This is a genomic window from Pseudomonas sp. ES4, from assembly GCF_050586665.1.
Classification (GTDB): Bacteria; Pseudomonadota; Gammaproteobacteria; order Pseudomonadales; family Pseudomonadaceae; genus Aquipseudomonas; species Aquipseudomonas frederiksbergensis.
Window position 1 is genome coordinate 48387 of sequence record NZ_JBOBDO010000004.1, and the last position, 22289, is coordinate 70675.

Genomic DNA, 22289 nt, shown 5'->3' on the forward strand with positions numbered 1-22289 from the left:
CAAACGGAATTTTCTCTGTGGTGGGGAAAGCTGTGGCAGTCGATCATCGCATGCTGCCGTAGTTGCCTCCCCGCCGCATTTTCCTTGAACCACGCCGCCCGATGAGCGGTGAATGAGGACTTTATGAGCAAGACTAACGCATCCCTGATGAAACGCCGCGAAGCCGCTGTACCACGCGGTGTTGGCCAGATTCACCCGATCTTCGCCGACCATGCGAAGAACGCCACCGTGACCGACGTTGAAGGTCGCGAGTTCATCGACTTCGCCGGCGGTATCGCTGTGCTGAACACCGGTCACGTGCACCCGAAAATCATCGCCGCCGTGACCGAACAGCTGAACAAGCTGACCCACACCTGCTTCCAGGTACTGGCCTACGAGCCGTACGTGGAAGTGTGCGAAAAGATCAACGCCAAGGTGCCGGGTGATTTCGCCAAGAAAACCCTGCTGGTGACCACCGGCTCCGAAGCCGTGGAAAACTCCATCAAGATCGCCCGCGCCGCCACTGGCCGTGCCGGTGTGATTGCGTTCACCGGCGCTTACCACGGTCGCACCATGATGACCTTGGGCCTGACCGGTAAAGTCGTGCCTTACTCGGCCGGCATGGGCCTGATGCCAGGCGGCATCTTCCGCGCGCTGTACCCGAACGAATTGCACGGTGTGAGCATCGACGATTCGATCGCCAGCATCGAACGCATCTTCAAGAACGACGCCGAGCCGCGTGACATCGCTGCAATCATCATCGAGCCGGTTCAGGGCGAAGGCGGTTTCTACGTCGCGCCTAAAGAGTTCATGAAGCGTCTGCGCGCGCTGTGCGACCAGCACGGCATCCTGCTGATCGCTGATGAAGTACAAACCGGCGCTGGTCGTACCGGCACGTTCTTCGCCATGGAGCAGATGGGCGTTGCTGCCGACCTGACCACCTTCGCCAAGTCCATCGCTGGCGGCTTCCCGTTGGCCGGTGTTTGCGGCAAGGCCGAATACATGGACGCCATTGCTCCAGGCGGCCTGGGCGGCACTTACGCCGGTAGCCCGATCGCTTGCGCCGCGGCCCTGGCCGTGATGGAAGTGTTCGAAGAAGAGCACCTGCTGGATCGCTGCAAAGCTGTCGGCGAGCGTCTGGTGACTGGCCTGAAAGCCATTCAGGCCAAGTACCCGGTGATCGGCGAAGTCCGTGCCCTGGGCGCGATGATCGCGGTCGAGCTGTTCGTTGATGGCGACAGCCACAAGCCGAACGCTGCTGCTGTGGCATCGGTTGTGGCCAAGGCGCGTGACAAGGGTCTGATCCTGCTGTCCTGCGGCACTTACGGCAACGTTCTGCGCGTGCTGGTACCACTGACTTCGCCGGACGAGCAACTGGACAAAGGTCTGGCAATCATCGAAGAGTGCTTCTCTGAGCTTTGATTTAAAGTGCTCCGATGAATGTGTGAACTGATCGACAAAAAAACCCGCTTCGGCGGGTTTTTTTGTGTCCATGGAGCCCATTGATGGCAAATGCGCTGTATCGAATGGCCATCATTGACTAAGGTGCAAGCACGACTTTGGAGTGTGTAAATGACTGCTGTGGTGTTACCCGCTGCGCCGCGTGTGCTGATTGCCGAGGCCGATCCCTGGTCCCGCGATCTGCTCAAGCAGGTTTTGTTGAATGTGCGCTGTGACGCGCGGCTGGATCTGTGTGCCGATGGTCAGGAAGCGCTGCACCTGTTGGCGGAAAATCCTTACGACCTGGTGATCGTCGATTGGGAGCTGCCCGGCGTCGATGGTTTGAATATCTTGCGCAATGTCCGTCAGCGCAAACGCAACCCGCCGCTGCCGTTCATTCTAATGAGCAACCGTAACGACAGCGCCAGCGTTCGCGAAGCTCTGCCGCTGGCGCCTGCGGCGTACCTGACCAAACCCCTGAACATGGAAAGCCTGACCCAGCGCCTGCAGGATTTGCTGTTGAATGCCGGTGAAGAGGTGTCTTGCGAAACGCCTTCGCTGTCGCCAGGCATGACGTTGGCGGTTTACCTGGAGCGTCGTCGTGAGCTGGCCGACGGTGCGCCGCTGATGACTGACGTGCAGTTGGCGGTCAAGCGCAGCCTCAATCCCAATGGCCTCGACCTGACACTGCTGCATGACGAGATTCGTACCGATCCGCAAGTGACCGCTGTGCTGATCGCCGCTGCCAACAGCGCGGCCCAGCACCATGGCGCCGCCGTACAAACCCTGTCCCAGGCGCTGCACCGCCTCGGCACCGGGCAAAGCATGAACCTGATTCTGGGGCTGGCCCTCAAGCGCAGTGCCCGACTCAGCGATCCGTTTCTGGCCGACTATGCCGAGCGCTATTGGGAGCTGTCGCTGCGCACTGCCGAGTATGGCCGGACCCTGGCGCGCTTGCTGGATCTGGATCAGGAGCGCTGCTATTGCGCCGGCATGCTGCATCGCCTCGGCGACCTTGCGCTGTTGCGGTGTTTGCAGGAGTGGAAGCAGGCCGGGGGCGAGCTGGATGAATGGGAGGAGGTTGGCGAGGCGCTGGCTGAGTTCGGCGCGGCTTATGGTTCGGCGCTTCGCACTCGCTGGCGTCTGCCGCTGGAGCTGCGAGAGCTGATTGCGGCGGTCTACCAGTTCGGTGGCGGGGTTTACTCCCGCGAAGCGCTGGTGATGAACATGGCTGCGCAACTGGCGCGCCTGACCGAGCATGAGGGCATTGAAGACCTGGCGAAGAGCCGGACGGCGCGGTTGCTCAAGATCGGATTGCCGGAGCTGATGCGCTTACGCAAGAAATAACGCAGGGAGATCGTTCCCACGCTCTGCGTGGGAATGCCGCCCCGGACGCTCCGCGTCCCTTCGCAAGTCGCGACGCAGAGCGTCACAGGATGCATTCCCACGCAGAGCGTGGGAACGATCATGGGCTCAGGATGAGACGATGCGGTTCTTGCCCTGGTGTTTGGCTTGATACATTGCCGCATCTGCGCGGGCAAACAGGTTGTCCACGCTTTCGTCCTCGGCGGTGAGGCTGGTCAGGCCCTGGCTGACGGTGATGCCGAACGTCTGGTCGCCATGGCTGAAACGCAATCGCTGAATCTCCCGTTGCAGGCGCTCGGCCACTTGCATGGCCATGTCTGGCGCACAGCCGGGAAACACCGCGGCGAATTCCTCGCCACCAATTCGCCCGAACACATCACCTCGCCGCAACGTCGCGCGACCGCACTCGGCGATTCGTTGCAGCACGTTGTCGCCTTCCTGGTGGCCGTAGGTATCGTTGATCACTTTGAAGTCATCGATGTCCAGCAGCAGGAAGGCCAGCGGCGTGCGTTGGTGCAGTGCCTGTTCGAATTCACGGTGGGCGCAGTCGAAGAAGTGTCGGCGGTTGCTGCTTTGGGTCAGCACGTCGGTGGTGGCCAGGCGTTGCAGCTCGGTTTCCATCTGCTTCTTGTCAGTAATGTCTTCGGCAATGCCGACAATGATCACCGGTTGCCCTGGTTCGGCCTGGCGGTTGATGAAGCACTTGTCACTGAGCCAGCGGACCTGGCCGTCGGCGGTAATGATTCGGTACTCACGGTCTTCAACGGCGCCTTTGACCAATACTTCGGCCAGGCTGCGTTCGGCATAGTCCAGATCGTCGGGGTAAATGCTGTCGCGCCATTGGTTGTAGTCGGACAGTAACAAGCCTGCGGAGCGGCCGAAAATCCGTTCATACGCCGGGCTGACATAGAGCACGCGACGAGATTCCCAGTCGAAAGCCCAAAGCACCGCGTTGACGCTCACCAGCAGAGTGCTGAACAGTTGTTCTCGTTCACTCAGGCGTGCCACTTCACCTTGTGCATGCATCAGCGCCAGCAGGGTTTGCGCAGCCTCGGGCCACTGCGGGAGGGATGAGTCTTGTAGGCTTTTATTGACCATAGACACAAAATCTCAAAGGGCGTGTGCCGCTCGAGGGTCGAAAGCGGCCAATACCAGAGCCCGCCTGAATGGCGAAGTGTCTTTGAGATAGGGGATTTTGAGCGAAGTTCCCGCCTTATGTGGTGAGGGAGCTTGCTCCCGCCGGGCGGTACTGGCGACGCGTTTTTCAATGAAAGAACGCCTCGCCAGGTTTTGCGACTGCTGCGCAGTTACGCGGGAGCAAGCTCCCTCGCCACAGTCAGACTGTAGCGGCAGGGCGCAGGGAGTAGGTTTTCAACTGATCGGCGAAGTCGCGCAGGGATTGAATCCCGCTGGCTTCGGCTTCGTGTACCCAGTCCTTGATGGCGGCCAGCATGTCGTGACCATTTGAGCTGGTCTTGACCCAGATCTGCTGCAAGGCCAGGCGTTTCTCGTAAATTACCTTCAGCGCCTGACTGTGCTCGAGCATGGTCTGAATGCGAACGTGATGTTTGTCATCCAGCAGGCTGGTTTCCCGCGAGAGCAGGCGCTTGGCGCGGTGGAACTGGTGGCGGACCGAGTGATCGACTTTTTCCAGCTCTTGCTTGACCAGCGGTGCGATTACCAATTTGCGGTACTGGGCCATGATCTGGAAGCGGTTGTTGAGGATCGCCATGGCGGTGTCCATGTCCAGGTTGCCTTTGCCTTCGACCCGATGGGCGATGGGTGCAACACGCTGAACCTTGGCCAGGCGCAGGAAGCTGAAGACCTGGATCCAGGCCCAGCCGAGATCGAATTCCCACTTCTTCACCGACAGTTTTGCCGAAGTAGGGTAGGTGTGATGGTTGTTATGCAGTTCTTCGCCGCCGATCAGGATGCCCCACGGCACCAGATTGGTCGCCGCATCGCGGCATTCGAAGTTGCGGTAGCCGATGGCATGGCCCAGGCCATTGACCACGCCGGCGGCCCAGACCGGGATCCACATCATCTGGATTGCCCAGATGGTGATGCCGATGGTGCCGAACAGCAGCAGGTCGATGACGCCCATGATCGCCACGCCCAGCAGCGGGAAACGGCTGTACAGGTTGCGTTCGATCCAGTCTTCGGGACAGTTCTTGCCGTAGATGCGCAGGGTCTCGGGGTTTTCCGCCTCGGCGCGGTACAGCTCGGCGCCTTTGCGCAGAACGGTGGACAGGCCCTTGATGACCGGGCTGTGCGGGTCATCGACGGTTTCGCATTTGGCGTGGTGCTTGCGATGGATAGCGGTCCACTCGCGGGTGTTCTGTGCCGTGGTCAGCCACAGCCAGAAGCGGAAGAAATGTTTCAGGCCAGCATTGAGCTCAAGCGAGCGATGGGCTGAATAACGATGCAGATAGACCGTGACGCCGATGATCGTCACGTGGGTCATCAGCAGGGTGACTGCCACCAGTGACCAGGGCGACAAGCCGAGAAAACCTTCGTACCACATAGGCTATTGGGCCCTCGATAAAGAAAAAAACAGCCGTTGCATTATCACTGAGCCCACAGATAAAACCAGTCGCCCTTTCAGATAAGAGTGGCCGGATGTTTCTTTAAACTATAATTCCATCCACTTTTAAGGGACATGGACGACCTAATGGCTGCTACCTACCGCGATGCTCTGCGTGCAGCGCTGCTTTATCTTCTGGTTTCTGTCGGTTGGCTGCAGTTCAGTGGCCATTTATTGAACAGTTTCTTCGATAGCTCTGCCGAGCTAATGCGTTGGCAACTGATCAACGGTTATGCCTGGGTGGTGTTCAGTGCCGGTTTGATTTTTCTCGCTCGGGCGCGATTGTTCCGTTGCCTGGGAATCGGCGCCAAGTTGCGTGAGCGCACTGAAGACCGTGAGCGCTTGCGTCAGGCAGCGGCGGTCTTCGATTGCACCCGTGAAGGGGTGCTGGTCACTGATAGTCAGGGCCTGATCGTTCATGTGAACCGGGCCTTCATGCAAATCACCGGTTATCAGAGTGAGGAAGTGCTGGGTCATCGACCCAGTCTGTTCAAGTCCGGCCATCACCCGCCGGCTTTCTATCAAGCGATGTTCGCGACACTCAACAGCACGGGCGAGTGGAGCGGAGAAATCTGGAACCGCCGCAAAAGCGGCGAGATTTACCCGCAATGGCAGACTATCCGCATCATTCACGATGACCGACGGCGGCCTAGTCATTACGTTGCAGTGTTTTCCGACATCAGCGCCATCAAGAACTCCGAACATGAACTGACACGTCTGGCTCACTACGATCCGCTGACCGATCTCCCCAACCGCTTGCTGTTTACCGACCGCACCGAGCAGGCCCTGGCTTCGGCGCAGACCCACAAGCGCGGCTGCGCGTTGCTGATGATCGATCTTGATCACTTCAAGATGATCAACGACAGCCTCGGGCATAGCATTGGGGACCAGCTGCTCAAGGGCGTGGCCGAGCGTTTGAGCGCGATGGTCGGTCCGGGAATCACCCTGGCGCGCCTTGGCGGTGACGAGTTCGCCGTGCTGGCTGAAAGCTGTCCGCAAATGGTGCAGGCGGCGGCGCTGGCTCAGCGGATCATCGATGGTCTCAGAGAGCCGTTCCAGATCGACGGGCATCAGTTGTTCGTCAATATCAGCGTCGGCATCAGCCTGTTCCCCGGTGACGCCCTGAGTGCCGAGCAGTTGTTGCGCAACTCAGACTCGGCGCTGTTCAAGGCCAAGAGTGCCGGCCGCAACGGCTACGCCCTCTATACCGAAGAATTGACCGCCCATGCCCAGCAACGGGTCGAGACAGCATTCCAATTGCGCCGTGCGCTGGAACAGCAGGAGTTGCGGGTTTATTACCAGCCGGTTCACGACCTCAAGACCAGCCGCCTGATCGGCGTCGAGGCATTGGTGCGCTGGGAGCATCCGCAGCGAGGGTTGGTGTCGCCGGCAGAATTCATTCCCATTGCCGAGCGCACTGGTCTGATCGCCGAAATTGATGCCTGGGTGATGCGCCAGGCGTGTGAGCAGATGTGCCGGTGGCAGCAGGCCGGGGTGGTGGTGTCGTTTGTCGCGGTGAATGTTTCTTCCCGGCTGTTCGCCCGCCGAGAGCTGTTTGGGCAGGTGGCGAAGGTGCTGCACGAAACCGGGCTGGACCCTGCCTGTCTGGAGCTGGAAGTCACTGAGAGCGCTGTGATGGATGATCCGGAAGTCGCGCTGGAGCAGATGCACAGGTTGCGTGAACTAGGCGTTCGGCTGGCCATCGATGACTTTGGTACAGGCTATTCCTCATTGCTGCGCCTCAAGCGGATGCCGGTTCAGAAACTCAAGATCGATCAGGGCTTCGTGGCGGGGCTGCCGTGGGATGAGGATGACGCGGCGATTGTGCGGGTGATCATTGCGCTGGCCCAGAGCATGGGGATGCAGGTTCATGCCGAGGGGATCGAGCAGGTCGAGCAGGCGAGCTTTTTGCTCGAACACGGCTGCGACCTGGGGCAGGGGTACTGGTTTGGGCGGCCGGTGCCGGCCGGGCAGCTGGATTGGTACCTGACTCCACAGATTCTGCAGCACTGATCGCGCGTTCCTTCTCAAGCCTGACGCAGAGCGTCACAGGATGCATTCCCACGCAGAGCGTGGGAACGATCAGTCTTCGGGCATTCTTTTGGTTATATTAAAATTCTTAAATAGTCTTTTTAAGAATATCTGCGCTTATCTACTATTGGCCTCACGCCGCAAGCAGTCCCGCCACTGCCAGGCAACCTCTAGTTGAAGGAGCAGCACCATGAGCGCATCCCTACGCAGCGTTGACGGCCAGGACGAAGCAACCATTTTGCGTGAGATCCAGAGCGCCTTGCGCGATCTGCGTTTTGGCGCAGTGGAAATCACCGTGCATAACGCCCAAGTGGTCCAGATCGAACGCAAAGAGAAATTCCGGTTGCAGAACCCGGGCAACAAACCGAGTTAAAAACCGGCAAGCCGATACCAGCACACCATAAGAAAAAGCCAACACAATCAGAATTCCAGGAGCTTTCACCATGTCGTCGATTCGTCATTTCGCTTTGGCCGCCCTGGCCAGTGCCCTCTTTGCTGGTTCGGCGGTTGCCAAGGATTACGAACTGCTCAACGTGTCGTACGACCCGACTCGCGAGCTGTATCAAGACTACAACGCCGAATTCGTCAAGTTCTGGCAGAAAGAACACGCCGGCGACAAGGTGAAAATCCAGCAGTCCCACGGTGGTTCGGGCAAGCAGGGGCGAGCTGTGATCGACGGTCTGCGTGCCGACGTGGTGACCCTGGCCCTGGCCGGTGACATCGATGAAATCGCCAAGCTCGGCAAAACCTTGCCGGCGGATTGGCAGCAGCGCCTGCCGCAAGCGAGCACGCCTTACACCTCGACCATCGTGTTCCTGGTGCGCAAGGGCAACCCCAAGGGCATCAAGGATTGGGGCGACCTGATCAAGAACGGCGTGGAAGTCATCACCCCGAACCCGAAAACCTCCGGTGGCGCACGCTGGAACTTCCTCGCGGCGTGGGCCTATGGCCTGAAAGCCAATGGCGGTGACGAAGCGAAAGCCAAGGAATACGTGCAAGCCCTGTTCAAACACGTTCCTGTGCTGGACACCGGTGCTCGCGGTTCGACCATTACCTTCGTCAACAACGGTCAGGGAGACGTGTTGCTGGCCTGGGAAAACGAAGCCTTCCTGGCGCTGAAAGAAGACGGCGGCGCCGACAAGTTCGACATTGTCGTGCCTTCGTTGTCGATCCTCGCCGAACCTCCGGTCGCCGTGGTCGACAAGAATGCCGAGAAAAAGGGCAACACCGAGATCGCCGAAGCGTACCTCAAGCACCTTTACAGCCCGGCCGGCCAGGAAATTGCGGCAAAAAACTTCTATCGTCCACGTGACAAGGATGTCGCCGCCAAGTACGCCAAACAGTTCCCGACACTGGACCTGGTGACCATCGACAAGGACTTCGGCGGCTGGAAAACCGCACAGCCGAAATTCTTTAACGACGGTGGTGTGTTCGACCAGATTTACCAGGCGCAATAACCTGTAAATAGATCTGCCAACGGTAAGTCAGGGGTGGGCAACTTGTGGGAGCGAGCCTGCTCGCGATGACGGCGGTACATTCAACATCAATGTTGGCTGACCAGGCGCTATCGCGAGCAGGCTCGCTCCCACAGGGATTGCAGTGTTCAGTCCTTGACTGCCGGGCATTGGCTAAACAGGCCCCGATTTCACCGTCGGGGCTTAGCGCGTTATCAACCAAGGACTTTTATGTCGCGTCGTATCTCCCCCGTCATACCCGGCTTCGGGCTGACGCTGGGTTACACCTTGGTGTACCTCAGCCTGATTGTGCTCATTCCACTGGCGGCGATGTTCGTGCATGCCGCTCAACTCACCTGGGACCAGTTCTGGGCAATTATCTCGGCGCCACGGGTGCTGGCGGCGTTGAAGCTCAGCTTCGGCACCGCGCTCTATGCCGCGATCATCAACGGCATCATCGGCACGCTGCTGGCCTGGGTGCTGGTGCGCTATACCTTCCCTGGACGCAAAGTCATCGATGCGATGATCGACTTACCCTTCGCATTGCCCACCGCCGTGGCCGGTATCGCGCTGACTGCGCTCTACGCGCCCAATGGTTGGGTGGGTCAGTTTGCAGCGGATCTGGGTTTCAAGATCGCCTATACCCCCCTCGGCATCACCCTTGCCCTCACTTTTGTGACACTTCCATTCGTAGTACGTACCGTACAGCCAGTATTGGCCGATATCCCTCGTGAGGTGGAAGAAGCGGCGGCGTGCCTGGGTGCAAAACCACTACAGGTTTTCCGCCATATTCTGGTACCTGCACTGTTGCCAGCCTGGCTGACCGGTTTCGCGCTGGCCTTTGCCCGCGGGGTCGGCGAGTACGGTTCAGTGATTTTCATTGCCGGTAACATGCCGATGAAAACCGAGATCCTGCCGCTGCTGATCATGGTCAAGCTCGACCAGTACGATTACACCGGCGCCACGTCCATTGGTGTACTGATGCTGGTGGTTTCCTTCGTCCTGTTGCTGCTGATCAACTTGCTGCAGCGGCGCATCGAAACCCCATAAGGAGGCGCAGAAATGTCCCAATCGTCTATTGCTGCTGCTTCCTCGAACGCCGCCCGCCGTGGCAGTGCTTCATCGCGGCGAATCTTGATCGGCCTCGGCTGGCTGGTGTTCGCCCTGTTCCTGTTACTGCCGCTGGTGATCGTGGTGTCTCAGGGCCTGAAGCTCGGAATCGGTGCGTTCTTCACCGCGATCTTCGAGCCCGACGCGTTGTCGGCCCTGAAACTCACGGTGATCGCCGTGCTGATTTCGGTGCCGCTGAACCTGGTGTTCGGCGTCAGCGCTGCATGGTGCGTGAGCAAGTACTCGTTCCGTGGCAAAAGTATGCTGGTCACGCTGATCGACCTGCCGTTCTCGGTGTCGCCGGTCATCGCCGGCCTGGTCTACGTGCTGATGTTCGGCGCCCAAGGCCTGTTCGGGCCGTGGCTGCAGGACCACGATATCCAGATCGTCTTTGCCTTGCCGGGCATCGTGCTGGCGACGATCTTCGTCACCGTGCCGTTCGTGGCGCGCGAGCTGATCCCGCTGATGCAGGAACAAGGCACGCAGGAAGAAGAGGCCGCGCGCCTGCTCGGCGCCAATGGCTGGCAGATGTTCTGGCACGTTACCGTTCCCAACATCAAATGGGGCCTGATCTACGGCGTGGTGCTATGTACGGCGCGGGCGATGGGTGAGTTCGGTGCGGTGTCGGTGGTTTCCGGGCACATTCGCGGGGTGACCAACACCCTGCCGCTGCACGTCGAGATCCTCTACAACGAATACAACCACGTGGCCGCGTTCGCCGTGGCGAGCCTGTTGCTGATCCTGGCGCTCTTCATCCTGCTGCTCAAGCAGTGGAGCGAAAACCGTATTAACCGCCTGCGCGCCAGCGCCGCGGAGGAATAAGTCATGTCGATCGAAGTGCGTAACGTCAGCAAGAACTTTCACGCGTTCAAGGCGCTGGACAACATCAGCCTGGACATTCAAAGCGGCGAACTCGTGGCGCTGCTGGGCCCCTCGGGTTGCGGTAAAACCACATTGCTGCGGATCATCGCCGGTCTGGAAACCCCGGATCAGGGCAACATCGTGTTCCACGGAGAAGACGTCTCCGGCCACGATGTGCGTGATCGCAACGTCGGTTTCGTGTTCCAGCATTACGCGCTGTTCCGCCACATGACCGTGTTCGACAACGTCGCGTTCGGCCTGCGCATGAAGCCGAAAAACCAACGCCCGAGCGAAAGCCAGATCGCGGTGAAAGTCCACGAGCTGCTGAACATGGTGCAACTGGATTGGCTGTCGGATCGCTACCCGGAACAACTTTCCGGCGGTCAGCGTCAACGTATTGCCTTGGCTCGCGCCTTGGCGGTGGAGCCGAAGGTCCTGCTGCTCGACGAACCCTTCGGCGCCCTCGATGCCAAGGTCCGTAAAGAACTGCGTCGCTGGTTGGCGCGGCTACACGAAGACATCAACCTGACCTCGGTGTTCGTGACTCACGACCAGGAAGAAGCGATGGAAGTCGCCGACCGCATCGTGGTGATGAACAAGGGCGTGATCGAGCAGATCGGCTCACCGGGCGACGTCTACGAAAACCCGGCCAGCGATTTCGTTTATCACTTCCTGGGTGACTCGAACCGGCTGCATCTGGGTGATGACAACCATGTGCTGTTCCGTCCACACGAAGTGTCGCTGTCGCGTCACGAGCTGGAGGATCACCACGCGGCCGAGGTGCGGGATATTCGTCCGTTGGGCGCGACGACACGGGTGACACTGAAGGTCGAAGGCCAGAGCGAATTGATCGAAGCGGAAGTGGTGAAAGATCACGACAGCCTGATCGGGCTGGCGAAGGGCGAGACGCTGTTCTTCAAGCCAAAGGTCTGGCAGAAACTCGCCAACATCTAAAGCAAAAAGCATCGCCAGCAGGCTGGCTCCCACATTGGATCTGTGATCGACACAAATACCCTGTGGGAGCCAGCCTGCTGGCGATTGCGGTCTAAACCGCCGCGCGATTCGGATTGACCCGCACGCCCCCAACCCGCGCCTCGATCTGCTCTTTGAGCTCCCGCCGCAACCCCAGCAAAAACGCCAGCTCAACCACTACAAACAACGGCCCGACAATCAACCCTGTCACATCATCGACAAACGCCGGTTTGCGTCCTTCGTAGTGATGACCGACAAACTGAATCGCCCACCCCAGCACAAACATCCCGATGCCGCTCGCCAGCCAGACCAGCGTGCTGTGCTGCGCAAGAACCTGACCCGCCCAAATGCACAGGCCGAGTAATACGGTCATCAACAGCCCGAGACGAATCTCCAGGCGCAGGTAAAACCACGCCGATGCCATCGCGACCAGCACCGCCGGCGAAACCCAGCCTGCGCCCCATTGCGGCCGAGACAGCAATACCGCGACCGCCACTACAATCAGCGGAATCCCGATAAAGTGGCTGGCAATATTGCGTGGGTCACGGTGGTAGGCGGCGTATTGACTGAGGTGGTCAACGAGGCTTTTCATTGTTATTCCTCCTGTAGGGTGATGGATGATGCCCCGGGTTTCATCTTTCGCTCTGTCAGCCAGACGACAATTTCCAGGAGTTTTCATGGGCATGCAGGTTTGGCGTTCGCGCCTGGAGACGGGGCAGTGGTTCAGCCATTTACCTGTTCCCTTAAAGGATAGTCTGCTGGCTGTGGCCCGGGTTCGGCGCCTGGCGTCGGGGCAATTGCTCTTCAAACGCGGTGATCCGCCGTGCGGGCTGTATGCAGTCCTTGAAGGGGCGGTACGCATTGGCGCGGTGAGCGAGCAGGGCAAGGAGGCGTTGCTGAGCCTGGTGGAGTCGCCGCACTGGTTCGGCGAAATCTGCCTGTTCGATGGCCAGCCGCGAACCCACGATGCTTATGCCGTTGGCCAGTGCAGCCTGTTGCACATCCCGCAGGCGACGCTGCTGAAGTTGCTCGACCAACAACCGGTTTACTGGCGGCAACTGGCGTTGCTGATGAGCCACAAACTGCGCCTGACCTTCATCAACCTCGAACAGCTCAGCCTGATGCCAGCCCAAGCGCGCCTGGCTCATCGCTTGCTGATGATCGCCGAGGGTTACGGCGAAATAGATCCGCCGCGCCGTGTTCTGCAATTGCCTCAGGAGCAACTGGCGTCGATGTTGTCGTTGTCGCGCCAGACCACCAACCAGCTCCTCAAGGATTTGCAGGGGCAAGGAATACTGAATCTCAAGTACGGCGAGATCGAGATTCTGGATGCGCAACGATTGCGAATGTTGGCGATTATCTGAAACCAGTGGTGGGCTTTGGACGCGAAGGCGCCTAGCCTGTGATGACGACAATCGAGGTGTGCCATGCGTGTGCTGTTAGTGGAAGACGAACCGGAGACCGCCAAACTCCTGGCTAAAGGTCTGAACGAGGCAAGTTACTCAGTCGATGTGGCCGTCAACGGCATGGACGGCCGTCGTTTCATCGAGTCTGGCGAATACGAGCTGATCATCCTCGACGTGATGCTGCCCGGGCTCAATGGCTGGCAGCTGCTGCAGCAGATCCGCAAGCTCGGTGATACCCCGGTGCTGCTCCTCACCACCAAGGACGGCATCGAAGACCGGCTGCGCGGGCTGGAGTTGCATGAAGATGATTACCTGCTCAAGCCGTTTGCCGTGAGTGAGCTGGTGAAGCGGGTGCGCAAGTTGTTGCGGCGGGATCGGGGGCGCTGAGACCGGGCCCGATCAATCCATGAGCTAGACTTCGACTTGTTTATGCATTAAATACAATGCATATAGATTATTTCAGTGAATATGCACTGTATACGATGCAGGTGAGCGGGATGGAAAACCTCGGTGAATTGATCAGGTTGCTGCGCAAAGAACGAAAGTTGTCTCAACAAGACCTGGCCAAGCAGTACGGCATGAGCCGTTCCACGATTTCGGGTATCGAGAACAACACCATTTCCGAAATTGGCCTGCGCAAGGTTGAAGCGATCCTCAATGGCTTCGGGTACGAACTGACGGCCGTGCCGCGGCGGTCGACGCGTCCTACACTGGACACCCTCAAAAAGGTGAACTTCCATGGGTGAGCAGCAGGCAAAGGACAGGCTGCACATCAGTGTTTCCGGCACAACGGTCGGAACCCTGGGCCGTGGTCAGTCTCGCATTGATTCAGTGTTTGCCTACGCCGAAGACGCGCTGGAAGAAAACGCGGTCTCGTTGACCATGCCCGCTCGCCTCGAGAGCTACACGTGGGAGCGAGGTGTACCGCCGGTTTTTGAAATGAATCTACCGGAAGGTTCTCTGCGCGATGAATTGACTCGTCGCTTCAGCAAAGCGATTCGAGGGTTTGACGATTTCGCGATGCTGGCGATCGTTGGCCCGCACCAGCTTGGGCGAGTGGGGATTAAAAACGCGCAAGAGGCAAGTGACCGGCTACCTGAAACCAGTCTCGCCGATCTGCTGGTTCATGACGGTGCGCAAGGTTTGTTCGAAGATTTGCTGCACACCTATGGCCAGTATTCGGGCGTTTCCGGTGTGCAGCCGAAGGTGCTTATCCGTGACAGTGCAACCACTGTCGACCGATTGACCCATCGAGGGGCAACGCATCTGGTCAAATCGTTTCGGCCAGAGGAGTACCCAGAGCTCGCTGCCAACGAATACTTCTGCATGAGGGCTGCACTGCATTCGGGTCTTGAAGTGCCGGTTTTCGAACTGAGCGATCACGGTAAGTTTCTGGTCGTCGAACGTTTCGATCTGAATGAAAGAGGTTATCTGGGCTTTGAGGATTTCTGCGTGCTCAATGCCTGGCCTTCGAAGGCTAAATACGATGGTTCGTACGAAGGTGCTGCGAGGCAGATCAAGGAGTTTGTCTCCCCGCCATTGCTCAATGACGCCCTGGAGTCTTTTTTCAAAATAGTGGCGTTGTCGTCCGCTCTGAAGAATGGCGATGCTCACCTCAAGAACTTCGGTGTGCTGTACGAACATTGCGGGGCTGATGCGCAAATCAGACTGGCTCCGGCCTATGACATCGTCACGACTTCGGTCTACATCAAGGCAGACAGTATGGCGTTGCTGTTAGGCGGTTCAAAGGCGTGGCCCAAATACAAAATGTTGATGCGTTTTGGTCGGTCGGCTTGCAACCTGACCGAGGGACGGTGCAATGAACTGCTGCAGCAAGTCGCTCATGGAATTGATGTCGCGAAGGCGGAAATGGTTGATTACATCAGGGGAAATGGCGCCTTTGCCATGGTTGGCGAAGCGATGATCGAGCAGTGGGAATCAGGTGTAGTCCGCAGCTTGGTCAAAAGCTGATCACCGCAACCCATCCCGAAACTGCCCCGGTGTCATCCCGGTCCAGCGCTTGAATGCGCGGCTGAAGCTGCTCGTGTCGGCAAATCCCAGCAGATAGCTGATCTCGCTCAATGAGCATTGCGGGTCGCGCAGATGCAGCAGCGCCAGGTTCTCGCGACTCTCGTTGAGCAGCGTATCGAACCGACAACCCTCGTCCGCCAGATGCCGTTGCAGGCTGCGCAAACTCAGGTGCAAAGCCTGGGCGATGTGTTCGGCGCTGGGCTCGCCTTCCGGCAATTGCTCCTCGATGGCGTCGCGAACCTTGCGTTCCCAGGTCAGGGGTTTGAGTTGCGCGAGGGTGCGTTTGAGCACCGTTTCGTTGTGCTCGGCCAGTTCCGGGTTGGCGTCGTCCAGGTGGCTGTCGAAATCCAGCAGAGCGAACTCCAATCGATCTTCATCGGCGGCGAAGTACACCGGCGAGCGGAAGACTTTGTGCCATTGATGCGGGTCCGCCGGCTCCGGGCGACGCAGGTACACCGCCAACGGGGCGTAATCGCGGCCCAGGCGATTGCGGCAGGTGCGTACATAAATCGCCGTGAAGGCGTCGATGGCTTCGAAGGCCGGAGCCGGATTACCTGGCGGGATTTTCAGGCGGAAGCGGTAGCGGTCCTCGGTGCGAGTCAGTTCCAGGTCCAGGGCATCGCTGACCACCTGGTGATAACGCACGATGCGCTCGAACACTTCTCGCAGGCTGCCGCTGGCCACCAGCGCATAGCCGAGTGCGTGAAACGTGGTGGGGCTGACGAAGCGCGATACCCGCAAACCAATCGCCGGGTCGCCGCTGACCTGCACTGCGATTTCCCACAGCCGCGTGGTGCCCGACAACGGGTAACGGGCGTTCGGGTCGTCCATCAGTTGCGGGTCGAGCCCCGCCTGTTGGCACAGGGCGGTGCTGTCGAGGCCCAACGCATCGAGTTGCTTGCGCAGGGCGCGGGTCCAGCTGGCGAGGGAGGTCGGTTCAGTCATGCTGATTGGCGCTTCCGGTCAACAGGTTGGCGTCCACGGCTACCGCTTTGCGAGGGTTCACAAGGCAGGATGCGAACATCAATAACCAGAGGATGGAAGCATGGACGGTACTTCTGCAAGTCCCCAGCGACTGAATGCAGCGCAGCGATCAGCGCATATTCGCCAAGTGGTGCTGGCCAAGGGGTTCGAACTGCGTCAGCGCTACCCGATTCTCAATCATCAGGACGCTATCGGCGCGACTATTCTGACGTTAGCCCTGGCCGGCATGATCGGCTCGGCGACGCTCTACATGACCGGGCAGATGGCGTGGTGGGCGTGCCTGTTGCTCAACGCGTTTTTTGCGTCGCTGACTCACGAGCTGGAACACGACCTGATTCATAGCATGTACTTTCGCAAACAGCGCGTACCGCACAACCTGATGATGGGCCTGGTGTGGCTGGCGCGGCCGAGCACGATCAATCCGTGGATTCGCCGGCATCTGCACCTCAATCACCATAAGGTCTCCGGCACCGAAGCCGACATGGAAGAACGGGCGATCACCAACGGCGAACCCTGGGGGTTTGCGCGGCTGTTGATGGTTGGCGACAACGTGATGTCGGCCTTCATCCGTATGCTGCGGGCCAGGACCTGGGCGCATAAATTCAGCATCATCAAACGCTTTCTGAAGGTTTACGCACCGCTGGCGTTGGCGCATTGGGGAGCCTGGTACGTGTTCCTCGGTTTTCACACCGCCAACGGCATTGCGCATCTGCTCGGGGCGCCCATCGAATGGTCGGCGACTACTTTGGCGGTGATGCAGGTGATCGACATTGCGGCCGTGGTGATCATCGGCCCGAATGTGTTGCGTACCTTTTGCCTGCATTTCGTCAGCTCGAACATGCACTACTACGGTGACGTGGAGCCGGGCAATGTCATCCAGCAGACCCAGGTGCTGAACCCTTGGTGGATGTGGCCGTTGCAGGCGTTCTGCTTCAACTTCGGCAGCAGCCACGGGATTCATCATTTTGTGGTGAAGGAACCGTTTTACATCCGTCAGATGACGGTGCCGGTGGCGCATGAAGTGATGCGTGAGATGGGTGTGCGGTTCAATGATTTCGGGACGTTTGGGCGGGCGAACCGATTTGTACGCAAGCAAGCAGCAGAGGCACAGGAGGTGCGTGCCGCTCAGGCTTGATCGATGTGTCCGGAAACTCAAAACGGCAAAGGCGTCCGTCATCAATCTGACCCAAAAGGGCGATAGGTTATGACGCAAGCAGGGTTGTTTGGTGCTGATGGGTATATGTGTTTTGGATCTAACAAAGGAATTAAATATTCCTTTATCGGATAAGCCTTTCGGGCCAATCATCGCGCTATCAAATGTTGAGTTTCCGGGGCCGTCTCCTTGGCAGGGTGCGGTCCTTTTTTTTGCCCTCAGTAAAGTGATCGTTCCCACGCTCCTGCGTGGGAATGCAACCCGGGACGCTCTGCGTCCCATCAAGAGCCGAACGCGGAGCGTCCGTTGAGGCATTCCCACGCGGAGCATGGGAACGATCAGTGGAGAGTTAATATTCCATATGGATCTTAATAAATAGCTTCTTATTCCTTAACGAAAATAACTCGCCTCCCTATACTCGCTCAGGAACAGACACGCAGCAGGAGAGTTCCCCCATGCGCAACGAATCAATTCGCTACCTGATTGTGCCGGGCTGGCAAGGATCGCCAGAAGATCATTGGCAAAGCCATTGGCAGAACAGCCTGCCGAACAGCGCGCGGGTGGAACAGGCCAATTGGCTGACACCGCGCCGTGAAGACTGGGTCGCGGCATTGGCTGAGGCGATTGCCGCCGACAGCACGCCGGTAATCCTGATCGCCCATAGCCTGGGTTGCATCACTGTCGCGCATTGGGCGGCCACGGCGCCCGCGCAGTTTTTGCGTCAGGTACGCGGCGCCTTGCTGGTCGCCCCGGCGGACGTCGAGCGTCCGGCCTGCGCACCGGCTCTGCGCAATTTCGCACCGATTCCAACCCACCTTCTGCCATTCCCGAGCCAGGTTGTCAGCTCCGACAACGACAGCGCCGTCAGCGCGCCGCGTGCGATGGAACTGGCGCGCAACTGGGGTGCCGAAGCGGGGATTTTGTCGGGTGCCGGGCACATCAACGTGAAGTCCGGTCACCAACGCTGGGAGCAGGGTTTTGCTTATCTCTACCGCCTGCAAAACCGAATGGAACACCACGCCCTGCGCCGCGCTTGAACCTTTTCTTTTTTGCTTTTGTTTTTTAAACAACGCCCCCGTCTCCCGGCGGTTTTGGGCGGGAGTCTGCCATGAGTTTTGAAGCCTTCGGTCAGCCGCTGCTGACCTTCCCCGATGCAGAAAAAAGCCCCCTGAGCATTCGTGCCAAGGCGCTGGTGTTTGTCGATCCGCGTTCGCGTCAGTTACGCCAGGAGCTGGAGCTGTTGGCGCCGCGCTCGATTTCGGTGTTGATCCGTGGCGAAACCGGCAGCGGCAAGGAGTTGCTTGCGCGGCACATCCATCGTGCGAGTGATCGTGGTGGCTTGTTTGTTTCGGTCAACTGCGGCGCGATCAGCCCGACTTACGCCGATGCGGAATTGTTCGGGTATGCCGCTGGCAGTTACAGCGGTTCGGCCAGCAGCCGCGCCGGCTGGTTCGGTTCTGCCAATGGCGGGACGCTCTATCTGGATGAGATCGGCGACTTGCCCCTACCGATCCAGACAAAATTGCTCGCGGCGCTGGAAAACCACGAAGTCACCCGTGTCGGCGCTCACCAACCAAGCCCGGTGGACGTGCGTCTGGTCGCCGCGACCAGCATCGACCTGGCCCAAGCGGTGGCCGCCGGCAAATTTCATGAGCGGCTCTACCACTACCTCAGCGAGGGCCAGCTCGAACTGCCGGCCTTGCGGGAACGGGTGGGGGATATTCTTTCGCTGTCCGAATATTTCCTCGGCATCTATAGCCAGCGTCTGGGCCTGCCGGTGCCGCTGATCAGCGAAGCCGCGCAGCATTTGTTAGAGCAACACAGTTGGCCGGGTAATACCCGGGAGTTGGAAAACGTCATTCACTTTGCGTTGCTGGTCAGCACCGGCGATGAGATTTTGCCGGAGCATTTGAATTTGCCTGAGGCGCCGGCGTCATTGGTACAGATTGAGCAACAAGCGGCTCAGCTGATTAAAAACGGCACGGCCTCAGAGCGATCTGCACTCAAGCATTTGCTTGAAAGCCTGACGCAGACTCTGTAGCAGCTGCCGAAGGCTGCGTCCGACGCGAAGCGGTCGCACCCAAACAACGCGGTCCTCAAAAGAAACCCGTTAAGCCATTTTGCGGCTGCTGCGCAGCCGAACGCAGCCTTCGGCAGCTGCTACAAAGCTATCGGCAGCTGTATGAACAAAATGGAATATGAAAGTGAATAAAAGATATTGTTCGGGAATAAAAAATCCCGGTATTGTCCGCGTCACGCCAGCGATAGCACTTCACTGGCACCTGTACTAAACAAGCTATCGTCGATGACGACCGTGATTTTCGATAAGGACACTGCATGAAAAAGGTTCTGTTGTTCACCGCATTGGCGGCTGCCCTGACCGCGGGCCTGGCCCAGGCTGGCGAGAAACTGGTGGTGGCGGCGACCCCGGTTCCACACGCCGAGATTCTAGAGCTGATCAAGCCAACCCTCGCCAAAGAAGGCGTGGACCTGGAAATCAAAGTCTTCACCGACTACGTTCAGCCGAACGTACAGGTCGACCAGAAGCGTCTGGACGCCAACTACTTCCAGACCTTGCCGTACCTGAAAAGCTTCAACGAAGGCAAAGGCACTAACCTGGTGACCGTGATCGGCGTTCACGTCGAACCCTTCGGCGGCTACTCGAAGAAAGTCAAAACCCTGGCTGAGCTGAAAGACGGCGCAACCATCGCAATCCCGAACGAAGGCAGCAACAGCGGCCGTGCTCTGATCCTGCTGCAGAAGGCTGGCCTGATCGAGTTGAAAGACCCGAAAAACGCTCTGGCCACCCCGAAAGACATCGCCAAGAACCCGCACAATTTCAAGTTCAAGGAACTGGAGTCGGCCATGCTGCCGCGTGTTCTGGACCAGGTCGATCTGGACATGATCAATACCAACTACGCGCTGGAAGCAGGTCTGAACCCGGCTAAAGACGCGCTGATAATCGAAGGCGCAGATTCGCCTTACGTGAACTTCCTGGTGGCTCGTCCGGACAACAAGGACAGCGTAGCCATCCAGAAACTGGCCAAGGCGTTGACCAGTCCTGAAGTGAAAGCATTCATCGAGAAGAAGTACAGCGGCGCGGTATTGCCGGCGTTCTGATTCGCGAGGCAAACCCCTTCAAGGTTTCAAACGCCGACGGCTGATACAGCGTCGGCGTGATCGTTCCCACGCAGAGCATGGGAACATCGTCTTAGGCCTCCCGCGCCTTCAACGCCCTGCGCAACGCCATCAACAACTTCACGATGTCCTGCGGATCCAGCCGCTGTGGCACTTTCACGTCAGCCATTTTCTCTTCCTTGTGATGGTTCGGCCAGGGAGTCTGACCAAAAGCTGTGCATCCTTGGAGGGGGACTCTGAAAAAAAGACCCTTCCTACAGCGCAAAGAAAAATAGTCGTCTTCCGTTGCCCCGGCAAATGCGCAGGACAGTTTTTTGGCCGAGACAACCCGGTCAACTGTGGAAGCGTGTCAGACGCTGATCATGATCGTTCCCACGCTCCGCGTGGGAATGCCTCTAGGGACGCTCCGCGTCCAGTGACGCGGAGCGTCACGGGCTGCATTACCACGCAGAGCGTGGGAACGATCTGCGTACCTCAGTCCGCCCAATACCACACCGGCTCATCCAGCATCCGCTGCCCGACAATCCCGGTCTGGCCCAGGTTCTTCTCCAGCACAATGCAATTGCATTCCGGGTCCTCCTGCAACGCCGAAATCAACCGCCGTGCATGAGAAACCACCCACACCTGACACTGCTCGGACGCGCGAATAATCAACCGCGCCAACGCTGGCAACAGGTCGGGATGCAAACTGGTCTCCGGCTCGTTCAGCACCATCAGCGTCGGCGGCCGAGGCGTCAGCAGCGCCGCCACCAGCAGCAAATAGCGGAGAGTCCCGTCCGACAACTCGGCCGCGGACAAGGGCCTCAACAAGCCTTCCTGATAAAACTCGATGGCAAAGCGTCCACCCTGAAGCGTCGCGATGTTCAATCGCGCGCCAGGGAAGGCGTCACTGACGGCAGCCTGCAAGGCTTCGGGATCGCCGATTTCGCGGATTGTCTGCAACGCAGCCGCCAGATCTCGACCGTCGTGATGCAGCACCGGTGTGCGGGTGCCCAATTGCGGTTGACGCACCGGCGCGTCGGCGTCGCTGCGAAAGTGATCATAGAATCGCCAGCGGCGGATGAATTCACGCAACTGCATGACTTCCGGCGACGTGCGAAAGCTGCCGACCTGATCGAACAGGCTGTCGAAATTCGGCGTGTGTTGGGCCAGCACCTCCCAGCCGCGACCGGTCCGGGCTCGGATCATTGGGCCGTTGCGATCCACCAGCAGGCTGGCCGGGCGGTAAAACGGGCCGGACCAGATGCATTCCTTCTTGATTTCCGGGTCCAGAGAAAACGCGGAAAGGCTCGGCTCCGGCAGACCCAGCGCGATCGAGTAGCTGAAATCTTCCCCGGCAAACCCCAGGCGCAGGCGTTTGGCGCCGTGCCGTACGCTCGCCTCGATCGGAACGTCGCCATTACGCATCCGTCGGCTGATGTTTTCCGGGCCGGCCCAGAATGTCGAATCCAGCCCACCCTCGCGGGCCAACGCATTGACCACGCCGCCCTGAGCGGTTTCCGCCAGCAGGCGCAACGCGCGGTAGAGGTTGGATTTGCCGCTGCCATTCGGACCGGTGATCAGGTTCAACCGACCCAGAGGAATCACCAATTTATTGATCGAGCGGTAATTGGCCACCGCTAGGGTTTTGAGCATGGGAAGCTTCCTGCTGCGTGGTGCGCGATTCTGCCTTATTGTCGACGTCATCGTGCGCCAGGCTTTATTTCAAACCGTGAGGCGCACCCTTGGAACCCTGTTCTAAGCTCACAGTCGTATCGCCATCTGCACGTTCGTACAACGCA

At 58.9% G+C, this 22289-nt stretch carries 21 protein-coding genes; 16 read left to right on the forward strand and 5 right to left on the reverse strand.

What is annotated here, in order from left to right:
• The first annotated feature begins 123 nt into the window (after nt 1-123).
• Both gabT and ACQ4OB_RS06115 read left to right on the forward strand, forming a co-directional pair.
• Complete coding sequence (gene gabT / locus ACQ4OB_RS06110; RefSeq protein WP_074872471.1) at nt 124-1401, forward strand: 4-aminobutyrate--2-oxoglutarate transaminase; 1278 nt, start codon at nt 124-126, stop codon at nt 1399-1401.
• 150 nt (nt 1402-1551) lie between these two features.
• A complete protein-coding gene (locus ACQ4OB_RS06115) occupies nt 1552-2766 on the forward strand; it encodes a response regulator (RefSeq protein ID WP_074872473.1) in 1215 nt (404 codons plus the stop codon).
• A 126-nt stretch (nt 2767-2892) separates the two neighbouring features.
• On the opposite strand, the gene ACQ4OB_RS06120 is transcribed toward ACQ4OB_RS06115, so the two are convergent.
• Both ACQ4OB_RS06120 and desA read right to left on the reverse strand, forming a co-directional pair.
• Nucleotides 2893-3882 carry a GGDEF domain-containing protein gene (locus tag ACQ4OB_RS06120; RefSeq protein ID WP_074872475.1) on the reverse strand — a complete coding sequence of 330 codons (990 nt, stop codon included), beginning with the start codon at nt 3880-3882 and terminating at the stop codon, nt 2893-2895.
• Nucleotides 3883-4120: 238 nt separating this feature from the next.
• Complete coding sequence (desA, locus tag ACQ4OB_RS06125) at nt 4121-5308, reverse strand: delta-9 fatty acid desaturase DesA (RefSeq protein ID WP_430955292.1); 1188 nt, start codon at nt 5306-5308, stop codon at nt 4121-4123.
• Nucleotides 5309-5455: 147 nt separating this feature from the next.
• On the opposite strand from desA, the gene dibA reads away from it, so the two are divergent.
• From dibA to ACQ4OB_RS06155, 6 genes are all read left to right on the forward strand, one after another.
• Entirely contained in the window at nt 5456-7381 is a 1926-nt protein-coding gene (gene dibA / locus ACQ4OB_RS06130) for a phosphodiesterase DibA (protein WP_074872479.1), read from the forward strand.
• 208 nt (nt 7382-7589) lie between these two features.
• Entirely contained in the window at nt 7590-7772 is a 183-nt protein-coding gene (oscA, locus tag ACQ4OB_RS06135) for a sulfur starvation response protein OscA (protein WP_007941032.1), read from the forward strand.
• Nucleotides 7773-7842: 70 nt separating this feature from the next.
• Nucleotides 7843-8856, forward strand: a complete 1014-nt coding sequence (locus tag ACQ4OB_RS06140; protein WP_430955293.1) for a sulfate ABC transporter substrate-binding protein — start codon at nt 7843-7845, stop codon at nt 8854-8856.
• A 228-nt stretch (nt 8857-9084) separates the two neighbouring features.
• Complete coding sequence (gene cysT, locus ACQ4OB_RS06145; RefSeq protein ID WP_007899634.1) at nt 9085-9903, forward strand: sulfate ABC transporter permease subunit CysT; 819 nt, start codon at nt 9085-9087, stop codon at nt 9901-9903.
• Nucleotides 9904-9915: 12 nt separating this feature from the next.
• Nucleotides 9916-10785, forward strand: coding sequence for a sulfate ABC transporter permease subunit CysW (cysW, locus tag ACQ4OB_RS06150; protein ID WP_007899636.1), 870 nt, complete (start codon nt 9916-9918; stop codon nt 10783-10785).
• Nucleotides 10786-10788: 3 nt separating this feature from the next.
• Nucleotides 10789-11778: a sulfate/molybdate ABC transporter ATP-binding protein gene (locus tag ACQ4OB_RS06155; RefSeq protein WP_076029070.1), complete on the forward strand. Its 990-nt coding sequence runs from the start codon at nt 10789-10791 to the stop codon at nt 11776-11778.
• Between the two features lie 91 nt (nt 11779-11869).
• Here ACQ4OB_RS06155 and ACQ4OB_RS06160 read toward each other — a convergent pair whose 3' ends face one another.
• Nucleotides 11870-12388: a DUF962 domain-containing protein gene (locus tag ACQ4OB_RS06160; RefSeq protein ID WP_430955294.1), complete on the reverse strand. Its 519-nt coding sequence runs from the start codon at nt 12386-12388 to the stop codon at nt 11870-11872.
• Between the two features lie 85 nt (nt 12389-12473).
• Here ACQ4OB_RS06160 and ACQ4OB_RS06165 point away from each other — a divergent pair, with 85 nt between their 5' ends.
• From ACQ4OB_RS06165 to ACQ4OB_RS06180, 4 genes are all read left to right on the forward strand, one after another.
• Nucleotides 12474-13160 (forward strand): Crp/Fnr family transcriptional regulator, encoded by a 687-nt coding sequence (locus ACQ4OB_RS06165; RefSeq protein ID WP_102616210.1) that lies wholly within the window; start codon nt 12474-12476, stop codon nt 13158-13160.
• Nucleotides 13161-13223: 63 nt separating this feature from the next.
• On the forward strand, nt 13224-13589 hold the full coding sequence (locus ACQ4OB_RS06170; RefSeq protein WP_074872488.1) for a response regulator: 366 nt from the start codon (nt 13224-13226) through the stop codon (nt 13587-13589).
• 110 nt (nt 13590-13699) lie between these two features.
• Nucleotides 13700-13948, forward strand: coding sequence for a helix-turn-helix domain-containing protein (locus tag ACQ4OB_RS06175; RefSeq protein WP_074872489.1), 249 nt, complete (start codon nt 13700-13702; stop codon nt 13946-13948).
• Nucleotides 13941-15173: a type II toxin-antitoxin system HipA family toxin gene (locus ACQ4OB_RS06180; RefSeq protein ID WP_074872490.1), complete on the forward strand. Its 1233-nt coding sequence runs from the start codon at nt 13941-13943 to the stop codon at nt 15171-15173. The genes ACQ4OB_RS06175 and ACQ4OB_RS06180 overlap by 8 nt, the downstream gene beginning before the upstream one ends.
• Here ACQ4OB_RS06180 and ACQ4OB_RS06185 read toward each other — a convergent pair whose 3' ends face one another.
• Nucleotides 15174-16178, reverse strand: a complete 1005-nt coding sequence (locus ACQ4OB_RS06185; RefSeq protein ID WP_430955295.1) for an AraC family transcriptional regulator — start codon at nt 16176-16178, stop codon at nt 15174-15176.
• A 100-nt stretch (nt 16179-16278) separates the two neighbouring features.
• Between ACQ4OB_RS06185 and ACQ4OB_RS06190 the strand changes: the two genes are divergently transcribed.
• From ACQ4OB_RS06190 to ACQ4OB_RS06205, 4 genes are all read left to right on the forward strand, one after another.
• Nucleotides 16279-17352 (forward strand): fatty acid desaturase, encoded by a 1074-nt coding sequence (locus ACQ4OB_RS06190; RefSeq protein WP_430955296.1) that lies wholly within the window; start codon nt 16279-16281, stop codon nt 17350-17352.
• Between the two features lie 473 nt (nt 17353-17825).
• Nucleotides 17826-18407, forward strand: a complete 582-nt coding sequence (locus tag ACQ4OB_RS06195) for an alpha/beta hydrolase (protein WP_102615013.1) — start codon at nt 17826-17828, stop codon at nt 18405-18407.
• Nucleotides 18408-18478: 71 nt separating this feature from the next.
• On the forward strand, nt 18479-19411 hold the full coding sequence (locus ACQ4OB_RS06200) for a sigma 54-interacting transcriptional regulator (protein WP_430955297.1): 933 nt from the start codon (nt 18479-18481) through the stop codon (nt 19409-19411).
• Nucleotides 19412-19707: 296 nt separating this feature from the next.
• Nucleotides 19708-20490 carry a MetQ/NlpA family ABC transporter substrate-binding protein gene (locus ACQ4OB_RS06205; protein WP_074872503.1) on the forward strand — a complete coding sequence of 261 codons (783 nt, stop codon included), beginning with the start codon at nt 19708-19710 and terminating at the stop codon, nt 20488-20490.
• 492 nt (nt 20491-20982) lie between these two features.
• Here ACQ4OB_RS06205 and ACQ4OB_RS06210 read toward each other — a convergent pair whose 3' ends face one another.
• Nucleotides 20983-22143 (reverse strand): AAA family ATPase, encoded by a 1161-nt coding sequence (locus ACQ4OB_RS06210; protein WP_430955298.1) that lies wholly within the window; start codon nt 22141-22143, stop codon nt 20983-20985.
• Nucleotides 22144-22289 lie beyond the last annotated feature (146 nt).